The sequence below is a fragment of the Chromobacterium sp. LK11 genome (assembly GCF_001043705.1).
In the GTDB taxonomy this organism is placed as follows: domain Bacteria; phylum Pseudomonadota; class Gammaproteobacteria; order Burkholderiales; family Chromobacteriaceae; genus Chromobacterium; species Chromobacterium alkanivorans.
Window position 1 is genome coordinate 21,777 of record NZ_LDUR01000031.1, and the last position, 10,057, is coordinate 31,833.

Consider the following 10,057-nt stretch of genomic DNA (forward strand, 5'->3'; position numbering starts at 1 on the left):
CCTATACCCGTTCCAGAATCAGGGCCACGCCCTGCCCAACGCCCACGCACATGGTGCACAGCGCGTAGCGTTTGCCGCCGGCCTGCAATTGCGCGGCGGCGGTCAACACCAGTCGGCTGCCGCTCATCCCCAGCGGGTGGCCCAGCGCGATGGCGCCGCCCTTGGGGTTCACCCGTTCGCTGTCGTCCGGCAGGCCCAGCGCGCGGGTGACCGCCAGCGCCTGGGCGGCGAAGGCTTCGTTCAGTTCGATGACGTCGATGTCCTCGATGCCGAGGCCGGCCTGGCGCAGCGCCTTGCGGCTGGCCTCGATCGGGCCCGCGCCCATGATGCGCGGCGCGATGCCGGAGCTGGCCGAAGTCAGCACCCGCGCGCGCGGACGCAGGCCGTGGCGTTGCGCCGCCGCGGCCGAGGCGACGATCATCGCCGCCGCGCCGTCGTTGACGCCGGAGGCGTTGCCGGCGGTGATGCTGGACTCCGGGCCGAACAGCGCCTTGAGCTTGGCCAGATCCTCCAGCGAAGTCTGGCGCGGGTGCTCGTCGCGGCTGACGATCAGTGGGTCCTGCTTGCGGCGCGGAATCGCCACCGGCACGATCTCTTCGGCGAAGGCGCCGGTTTCCAGCGCGGCGAAGTAGCGTTGCTGGCTGCGCAGCGCGAAGGCGTCCTGATCCTGGCGGCTGACGCCGAATTCCCGCGCCACGTTTTCCGCCGTGGCCGGCATGGTGTCCACGCCGTATTGCTTCTCCATCGCCGGATTGACGAAGCGCCAGCCTATGGTGGTGTCGTAGATCTGCATGTCGCGGCCGAAGGCCTTTTCCGATTTCGGCATCACGAAGGGCGCGCGCGACATGGACTCCACGCCGCCGGCGATCAGCAGCTCGGCCTCGCCGGATTTGATTGCGCGCGCCGCCAGCGCCACCGCGTCCAGGCCGGACGCGCACAGGCGGTTCACCGTCAGGCCCGGGGTGCTCTCCGGATAGCCGGCCAGCAGCAGGCTCATGCGGGCCACGTTGCGGTTGTCCTCGCCGGCCTGATTGGCGCAGCCCAGGATCACTTCGTCGATTGCCGCCGGGTCCAGGCCCGGATTGCGTTCCAGCAGCGCGCGCAGCGGCGCCGCGGCCAGATCGTCGGCGCGCACGCCGGACAGGGCGCCGCCGAAGCGGCCGATGGGGGTGCGCGCGGCGTCGCAGATGAAGGCGTCGGTCATCGCGGTCTCCTTTCAGCTCAGGCTGGTTTGCGGTTGCAGCAGCGCGGACAGCAGATCGCGCGCGGCGTCGATCTCGTCGGCGCAGACGTGGTGGGGCATGTCCGGGTAAACGCGGAAATCCACCTCGGCGCCGGCGCGGCGGAAGGCGTCGGCGCTGCGCTCGATGCGTTCCAGCGGCATCCAGCTGTCGCTGTCGCTGGTGCCGAAGAAGGCCGGGAAGTCCAGCGCCGCGGACGGCGCGCCCCAGGCGGCCTCGTCGGGGCCGAACAGGCCGCCGGAGAAGGCGATCAGCCCGCCTATCGGGCCGGGGCGGCGATAGATGTACTCGGCGGCCAGGCAAGCGCCCTGGGAGAAACCCATCAGCACGATTTGGCGGTCGGCGAAGCCGTAGCCGCGCAGCTCTTCTATGGTGGCGGCGACGCAATCCAGCGCCTGGTCCAGCGAGGGCTGATTGCTGTCCAGCGGCGCCATGAAGCTGTGCGGATACCAGGTGCGGTCCTTGGCGCTGGGCAGGATGTAGGCGACGTCGGCCAGGCCGATGGCCTCGCCGTTCTTGTAGGCGTCCTGGGCGCTCTGGCGGCGGCCGTGCAGCAACACCACGGCGAGTTTGGCCTGGTTCAGCGGCGCGCCGTAGATTTCCAGGCCCTGTTCTTTGTGCGGATTGGGATCGATCGTGCTCATATAGTGTGTCCTTTGAATGGCTTGGCGTTACGATCTGCTGCGCGTCGGCGATACGGCGTTGAAACCGTCTTCAGAATGCTCATGCACCGTATGCTCACTCCGCTTCTTCAGCCGTTTTCGCCTTGTCTCGCTCTTGCTCGCGAGAACGTAAACATGTTCTTAGTGGATGCCCAGAATCTGCTTGGCTTCGGCGGGAGAGGCGATCTCGCGGCCGACTTCGCCGGCCAGGCGCGCCAGGCGCTCCACCAATTGGGCGTTGTCGCGGGCCAGTTCGCCGTAGCGGTAATAGACGTTGTCTTCCAGGCCGGTGCGCACATGGCCGCCCAGCAGCAGGGTGTGCAGATTGATCGCCAGCTGGTGTTTGCCTATGCCCAGCGCCGACCACACGCTGTCCTGCGGAATGCTTTCGACGAAATGCAGCAGGTTCTTGCAAGTGGCGGCCGCGCCGCCTTGTATGCCCATGGCGAAGCTGAAGCACAGCGGGCCGCTCAGATAGCCGTCTTCCTGCAACTTCAGCGCCTCGCCGATGATGCCCTGGTGGTAAACCTCGATCTCCGGCTTGGCGCGGTATTCGCGGATGTCCAGCGCCAGCGCGCGCGCCAGCTCCGGCGGATTGATGAAGGGTTTGCTGCCGTGGTTGACCGAGCCGCAGTTGAAGGAGGCGATGTCCGGACGGAAGGACAGATGGTTCCAGGCTTCCTTCTTCTCCAGCTGCGGCGGCAGGTTGAGGCCGGAGGTGCTCAGATTGATCAGGATGTCGCAGCGCTCGCGGATGCGGCGGACGATATCGCCGTAGATGTCCGCGTCGTAGCTGGGGGTGCCGTCCGGGTTGCGGGCGTGGATGTGGACCACCGAAGCGCCGGCGTTCCAGCATTCATAGGCGGCCTGGGCGATTTCTTCCGGCGAAAACGGCACGCCCGGATGTTTCTGGCGGCTGGTGATGCCGCCGTTGACGGCGGCGGTGATGATGAGTTTTTGCATGGTGGGAACGCTCATGTGAATGAAAGAGGAAAAAGCTGCGGTGTTCAGATCTTGTCGCCGACGGGCGCGGTTTGCGGCTGCGCGGCGGCGTCCGGGCGCTTGGACACCAGATAAATGCCGACGCCGATCAGCACGCCGCCGATCAATTCATGCAGCGACAGCGAATAGCCGAAGGCGGCGAAGGAAATCAGGGTGGCGAACAGCGGGGACAGAAACAGGAAACCGCTGGTGCGCACCGCGCCGCCCAGGTCCAGCGCCATGAACCACAGCGCCATCGCGCCGGTGGTGGCCGGCAGCGCCAGCCACAGGAAGGCGGCCAGCACCCGCTGGCTGTGCGGCGGCGTCGGGATTTCTCCGCCGGCCCAGGCCAGCAGCGCCAGGCAGGCCGAGCCCACCAGCATTTGCCAGAAAGTCAGCGCCCAGACGTTGATCACGATGCGGCTGCCCTTGATCACCAGCGTGGACGCCGCCCAGCAGGCCGCGCCGCACAGCACCAGCGCGTCGCCGGCGCCGAAGCCGTCCAGCTTGTTCAAGCCTATGCAGACGGCGACGCCGAAGAAGGCCAGGGCCAGGCCGACGGCGGCCAGCGGATGGATTTTTTCCTTCAGCGCCAGCCGCGACATCAGGGCGACGATCAGCGGAGTGCAGGCCATCAGGATGGCGGCCTTGGCCGGGGTGGTGCTGCGCAGCCCGATATTGAGAAAGCCCATCGAGCCGGCGGTCTGCAGCAGCCCGATCAGCGCCAGCACGCCCCAGGGGCGCGGGCGGACGAAGGCGCGCGGATAGCGGAAGCGCTGCCACAGCAAAATGGGCACGATGCCGGCGGCGGCGGCGGTGAAGCGCGCCACCGCGGCCCACAGGGGCGGCATTTCCGACAGCACGATCTTGGAAGTGGGAAAGGTGGAGCCGAACAGAAAGGTGGCGGCCAGAATCAGCAGCCAGTAGCGTTTGGCGTTATAGCTTGGATGGGACATGGTCACCTGGCCAGACAGCGGTTTCAATAGCCATTTATCATATTGAAACGGTTTGGTTCAGGCTTCTTGCAAGCGGACAATTACTGCTTCAAAACGGACAATCATGCTGCGCTGCGACAAAACCGCGTCGGCGCGCGGACGGGCGGGGCGGAGGAGAGGCCGGCCAGGGAGCCGGCCCGAGCTCAGGAGAAGTACTGGCTGGGCGCCGCGTTCATGATGCGGCGGAACATGGCGGAGAAGGCGCCGGGCGTTTCATAGCCCAGGTCGGAGGCGATCAGGGTCACCGGCTCGCCGGCGCCCAGCCGCGGCAGCGCCGACATCGCGCACACCTGCTGACGCCAGTACAGATAGGACACCCCCAGCTCCTGCTGGAACAGCCGCGCCAGCGTGCGGCTGGAGGCGCCGACCAGCTCCGCCCATTCGTTCAGGCCGCGGCGGTCGCCGGGATTGGCCAGAATCGCCGCGCACACGCGCTGCAAGCGCGGGTCGCCCAGCGGCGGCAGCGGCAGGGCGGTCTCGTTAGACCATTCGATTTCGTCTATCAGCAAGTCCAGCAAGCGGCCTTCCTTTTGGTCCGCGTGCGGAATGCCGCGAGTGCGCATCAGGCGGATGATGAGTTCCCGCATCAGCGGCGAAATGGCGATGGCCCTGGAGCAAAGCGGCAACTGCGCCAGGTAGTGGGGAGACTGGATGTACAGCGTGCGCAGCGACACCGTGCCGCGGGCGCGCATGCTGTGTTCCACCGCGGGCGGCATCCAGACGCCGCGCTGAGGCGGCACCAGCCACAGGCCGTCGGCGGTGGACAGCTCCATCACGCCGGAAACGGCGAAAATCAACTGGCCTTCGCGGTGTTGGTGGCGGCCGATTTGATGGCCGCTGGGAAAGTCCTTGGACATGCTCCACGCGGCGAAGTCCGGCAGGGCGTCATTGGATTCTATGGCCATGCGCTTGCTTTCTTATTTGAGGGTAGCCCGGTTCCGCGCGGCTTGCGGCCCTGTTGTGCGGGCGTCTTCAGCCGTCGGTTCAGGCTCATAATACTGCAGCGCACAAAATATTCATACAGTATAAATTGTGTCTATTTCAATGCGAATGCCTTGGCGCGGCGGAGCCGCCCGCCGTGGGGACGAAAGAAAACACCGCGGCCGGAGGGCCGCGGTGTGCAGGTGGATGGTTAAGAAGAGCGATGCTTCGTCAGAAACTCAGCCCAAACCCGCGCGCGTAACGCAGCGCGCCCGGCTGGCCGTTTTCATCCAGCGCGTGGATGGCCACCGGCAGTTTGCCGCCGGGCGGGTTCGCGCCCAGCATCACGTCCACCAGCGCCGGCATCGACGGGCCGCGCAGGCCGTTCTCATAGCCGTAGTAGGAGTAGGTGGCCAGCGTGGCGTCGGCCAGATCGTCGTAATTGATCACGTCGTAAGGCGCGCGCAGGGTTACGTGGATCAGCTTCTTGCCTTGCCGCTTGGCGTATTCCATCGCATTGCGCATTTGCTGCGCCTCGCTGAGCGGCGGCGCGGACAGGCTGCGGGCGAAACGGGTTTGCGGCGCGGGCAGGTCTTCCGCCACATTGAAGACCAGGGAGCCGTTGCCGGCGGCCGACGACGGCTCGGCCTGCAGGCTGCGCTTCAATCGCGGCGCGAAGGCCGGCGCGTTGGGGTCGCCGTTGCGCTCCACCGGGCTGACGCCGGTGGCCAGGGTGCCGATGACGACCACGTCGGCCTGATCGATCGCCTGCTTCTGCGCCTCCCACGACGTGGCGCTCAGCTTGGCGCCGCTGACCTGGCGATAGCCCTTCTCATCGAAGCGACGGCGCATCGCCTCGGCCTGTTCGCCCCAGGGCGTCAGGATGAAGATGCGCTGGCTGGGCGAGCGCAGCGGCAGCGCCGCGCCCTGATTGCGCAACAGGGTGATGGATTGCCGGGTGATCTTGTCCTCCACCGCGCGGTGCTCCGCGCCGCCTATGGTGCTCAGTTCCGGCAGCGGCTTGGCCTCGCCGGCAGGGGTGACCTCGTTGCGCAGCTTCATCGCCACGATGCGCCGCGCCGAGCGGTCCAGCTCGGCGCGGTTGATCCGGCCGTCCGCCACCGCGGCGGCCACCTGGTCTATCAGCTGGCGCAGCCGGCCGGCCTGCGCCGCGGTGCGGAACTCGGTGGGCATCAGCGCGATGTCGACGTCGGCCTGGAACACCTTGATCACCGCGTCGGCCTGCTCGAAGAAATCGCTGATGCCCTTCATGTCCAGCGCGTCGGTGACGGTGACGCCCTGGTAGCGCATCTCGCCGCGCAGCAGATCGTGCTGGATTTTGCGCGACATCGTCGCCGGCGCGATCATGCGTTCGCCGTTGCGGGCGGTGATCAGGCTGCTGTCCAGCGCCGGATACTGGATGTGGGCGGTCATGATCATCTCCGGCGCCTGGCCGGAGGCGATGGCCTGGCGGTAGGGCGCCAGGTCGATGGCGTAGGCGTCGGCGCGCGACTTATTGACCACCGGCAGGCCGTAGTGGGAGTCGGTGGCGGTGTCGCCGTGGCCGGGGAAGTGCTTGAAGGAGCCGATCACCCCTTGTTCGCGCATGCCTTGAGTGGTGGCCTGTCCCAGCAGGCTGATGGTGGCCGGGTCGTCGCCGTAGGCGCGGACATTGATCACCGGGTTGAGCGGGTTGCTGTTGACGTCCACGTCCGGCGCGAAGTTGACGTTGAAGCCGACGGCGCGGATTTCGGCGGCGAGCACCCGGCCGGAGTCGCGGGCCAGGCCGCTGTCCTGCGTCGCCTGATAGGCGGCGCCCAAGGCCATATTGCCGGGAAAGCTGGTGGCCAGCGGGCGCGGCAGGCGGAAGACGTTGCCGCCTTCCTGGTCAGAACCGATCAACAGGCCGACCGGGCTGTTTTGCGGCCGCGCCCGACGGATCTGCTCGGACAGGCGACGGGTTTGCTGCAAATCGCTCAGATTGTTGGCGAACAGGATCACCCCGCCGATGGCGTTGTCGCGCAGCGCGCGGCTGGCCGCGTCCGGCAGTTCGGTCATGCCGGCGGTGCAGGCGGGTTGATCGTCAGGGCACCAGTAGCGGAAGGCCATCATGATTTTCTGGCCGATTTTCTCGCGGGTGCTCATTTGTTCGACGATGCGCGCGGCTTGCTGTTCGACGCTGGGCTGCTCCAGGCAGCCGCTTAGCAGCGCCGGCAGCAGCATCAGCGCCGGCAGGCGCGGGAAGTGGGGTTTGGACATGGCTCAACCTTGTGGTGAAGTGGAAACATCCGGAATGACGGGCAGGCCCGCCTTGCCGCTTTTGACGTGGGTCCGGCGCTAGGGCCGGACCCGCGGACAGCAGCGGGGGCTGGGTTCTCTTTTTATGAATATATTCATTTGTGAATTGTTTTGGTTGGAATTGAGTGGCCGCGCCGGACGCCCCTGCCAGGGAGCGTTCGGGGCGAAGCAGAGGCCGCCGAGGCTAAAGCTTATGAAATTCAATTTCTGAAAAAGTTGCCTGCGGCGGCGAATCGCCGCGCCGCAAGCGCCGCATCCCCTTGATTGCTCGGCGTTTTTGTCTAAATACTTGACCCTTGCTCGGCTGCGGGAGGATAATTCATGCCTTTTTTCAAACGCTTAGCGCGCTTGCGGGCCGGTTTGCCGCCGGCGCTGGGCGACGATTTGGTTTCGGGTGGATATGGATACGATGCAGGACGGCGGGGTGAAGCATTCTATGGCTAAGGAGAGCGGCGGCGGGCTGCCGGCGCGCCGGCTGTCGGTGGCGCCGATGCTGGACTGGACCGACCGCCACTACCGCTATTTCGCGCGCCAGATCACCCGGCAGGCCTGGCTGTACACCGAGATGGTCACCACCGGCGCGCTGCTGCACGGCGACGTCGAGCGCCATCTGCGTTTCGACGAAGCGGAGCACCCGCTGGCCTTGCAACTGGGCGGCAGCGAGCCGGCGGAACTGGCGCGTTGCGCCAGGCTGGCGGCGGAATGGGGCTACGACGAGGTCAATCTGAACGTGGGCTGTCCGTCGGAGCGGGTGCAGAAGGGCGCTTTCGGCGCCTGTCTGATGGCCGAGCCGCAACTGGTGGCCGACTGCGTCAAGGCGATGCGCGACGCGGTGTCCATCGACGTGACGGTCAAACACCGCATCGGCATCGACCGCATCGAGCATTACGATTATCTGAGCGACTTCGTCGGCCAGGTGGCGGACGCCGGCTGCCGCACCTTCATCGTGCACGCGCGCAACGCCATCCTCAAGGGCCTGAGTCCCAAGGAAAACCGCGAAATCCCGCCCTTGAAGTACGATTACGTCTACCGGCTGAAGCGGGAGCGCCCGGATCTGGAGATCCTGATCAACGGCGGCGTCAAGAGCCAGGCCGAGATCGACGAGCATCTGCGCCACGTCGACGGCGTGATGGTGGGGCGCGAGGCTTACCACAACCCCTGGCTGATGGCGAATTGGGATCAGCGCTACTACGGCGCCGCCGCCGCGCCGGAGCGCGAGCAGGTGGTGGCCGCGATGATGCCCTATGTGGCGGCGCGGCTGAGCGAGGGCCACAAGACGCGCAATATCGCCCGCCACATCCTGGGCCTGTTCCAGGGGATTCCCGGCGCGCGCAACTGGCGGCGCATGTTGTCCGACGCCAAACTGCTGGACGGCGCCGACGAGCGCCTGTTGCAACAGGCGCTGGAAGCGACGCTGGGCACCGCCCGCCGCGCGGAATAAACCGCCTGGCCGCCGCGGCCAGGAACGGATTCGCGGCGCCGGAGTCTGCTGTAGCAAGGCGAGAGCGCTGTTCTCGCCGAGGCAGGGCCGACGCCGCCGTATTTAAGAGCCTGTTCAAAGTCTCGCCGGCTAGCGCGAGACAAGACGGAAACCGCTGAAGAAACGCAATGCGCCAAAGGCGCATGGGCGTTCTGAACGCAAGGCTTCTCGACGCTAGGCGGACTTTGAACAGCTTCTCAGTCGCGGGACTTCCCAAAGGGAAGCCCGCCATGGCGGCTTGCCGCCTTTTCTGTTCGCCATGCTGGTCATGGCCGTCTGGAGGTGAACCCGAATTGAAACCGCTGAAGCTTGTCCTATTGTCCTCCGTCCTGTCGTCCGCCGTCTGGGCCGGCCCCAAGGACATCTTGCACATCTATAACTGGAGCGGCTCGCTGTCGGACGCCATCCTCCGCCAGTTCGAGAAAAGCTGTGATTGCCGCGTGGTGCAGAACTACTACGGCGACAACGAGGAAATGCTGGCCAAGCTGGCGGCCGGGGCCAAGGGCTACGACATGGTGTTTCCGTCCAGCTTCGTGATCGAGGCGATGAGCAAGCAGAAGCTGCTGCAGCCGCTGGACCACGCCAAACTGCCGAATCTGAAGAATGTCGACCCGGCCTATCTGTCCCAGAGCTACGATCCGGGCAACCGCTACACCGTGCCCACGGTGCTGTCGCTGACCTCGGTGGGCTACAACGCGGAGCGCCTGCAGAAACTGGGCATAGACCCGCACAGCTGGTCGGTGATCTTCGATCCCAAGGTGCTGCAGAAGATCAAGGGCAAGGTCACGGTGCTGGACAGCTCGCGCGAGGTGTTCGCCGCCGCCTTGTTCTACCTGGGCAAGAACCCCAACACCGCCAGCCAGGCCGACTACCGCGCGGCGCAGGCGGTGATCAAGCAGGCCAAGCCTTACTGGGCCACCTTCTCCAACGCCAGTTATCTGAAAGAGCTGGCGGTGGGCAATATCTGGGTGTCGCTGGGCTATTCCACCGAGTTCTTCCAGGCCGCCGAGGACGCGCGCCAGGCCAAGCGCCGCTTCCGCGTCGCCAACGTGGCGCAGAAGGAAGGCAATGAGCTGGGCGTGGACACCATGGCGGTGCTGGCCAGCGCCAAGCGTCCGGACCTGGCGCATCAGTTCATCAATTTCATGCTGGACGGCAAGAACGCCGCCCAATTGACCAATCTCAACGGCGCGACCAATCCGGTCAAGACCGCCGCGCCCTTTTTCCGCGCGGATCTGAAGGCCCATCCGGTGATAGATCCGACGCCGGACACCGTGAAAAAATGGACGGTGTTGCGCGAGCTGAAGCCGGCGGAGCGGCGCTCGCTGGCGCGGATGTGGACGGAAGTGAAGGTCAGCCGTTAAGCTTGTTTTGAGCAAAGTCTGCTGCGCGTCGGCGATACGGCGTTGAAAACGGCTTCGAAATGCTCATGTACCACGTGTACATTCCGCTTTCTCAGCCGTTTTCGCCTTGTCTCGC

8 protein-coding genes are annotated in these 10,057 nt (G+C 65.9%); 2 read left to right on the forward strand and 6 right to left on the reverse strand.

The window, feature by feature from the left end:
- Position 1: 1 nt before the first annotated feature.
- From pcaF to VK98_RS18370, 6 genes are all read right to left on the reverse strand, one after another.
- Complete coding sequence (gene pcaF, locus VK98_RS18345; protein WP_048415424.1) at positions 2–1,204, reverse strand: 3-oxoadipyl-CoA thiolase; 1,203 nt, start codon at positions 1,202–1,204, stop codon at positions 2–4.
- 12 nt (positions 1,205–1,216) lie between these two features.
- Entirely contained in the window at positions 1,217–1,885 is a 669-nt protein-coding gene (locus VK98_RS18350) for an alpha/beta hydrolase (protein ID WP_048415425.1), read from the reverse strand.
- A gap of 159 nt (positions 1,886–2,044) precedes the next feature.
- Entirely contained in the window at positions 2,045–2,866 is an 822-nt protein-coding gene (locus tag VK98_RS18355; protein WP_048415426.1) for a 3-keto-5-aminohexanoate cleavage protein, read from the reverse strand.
- A gap of 44 nt (positions 2,867–2,910) precedes the next feature.
- Positions 2,911–3,840, reverse strand: a complete 930-nt coding sequence (locus VK98_RS18360) for a DMT family transporter (RefSeq protein ID WP_048415433.1) — start codon at positions 3,838–3,840, stop codon at positions 2,911–2,913.
- Between the two features lie 182 nt (positions 3,841–4,022).
- Positions 4,023–4,784, reverse strand: coding sequence for a helix-turn-helix domain-containing protein (locus VK98_RS18365; protein WP_048415427.1), 762 nt, complete (start codon positions 4,782–4,784; stop codon positions 4,023–4,025).
- 247 nt (positions 4,785–5,031) lie between these two features.
- Positions 5,032–7,059, reverse strand: a complete 2,028-nt coding sequence (locus VK98_RS18370; RefSeq protein ID WP_048415428.1) for a glycoside hydrolase family 3 protein — start codon at positions 7,057–7,059, stop codon at positions 5,032–5,034.
- Between the two features lie 475 nt (positions 7,060–7,534).
- Here VK98_RS18370 and dusA point away from each other — a divergent pair, with 475 nt between their 5' ends.
- Together dusA and VK98_RS18380 are read left to right on the forward strand one after the other, a co-directional pair.
- A complete protein-coding gene (gene dusA / locus VK98_RS18375) occupies positions 7,535–8,539 on the forward strand; it encodes a tRNA dihydrouridine(20/20a) synthase DusA (RefSeq protein ID WP_048415434.1) in 1,005 nt (334 codons plus the stop codon).
- A gap of 356 nt (positions 8,540–8,895) precedes the next feature.
- Positions 8,896–9,942, forward strand: coding sequence for a PotD/PotF family extracellular solute-binding protein (locus VK98_RS18380; RefSeq protein ID WP_231589322.1), 1,047 nt, complete (start codon positions 8,896–8,898; stop codon positions 9,940–9,942).
- Positions 9,943–10,057: the final 115 nt, after the last annotated feature.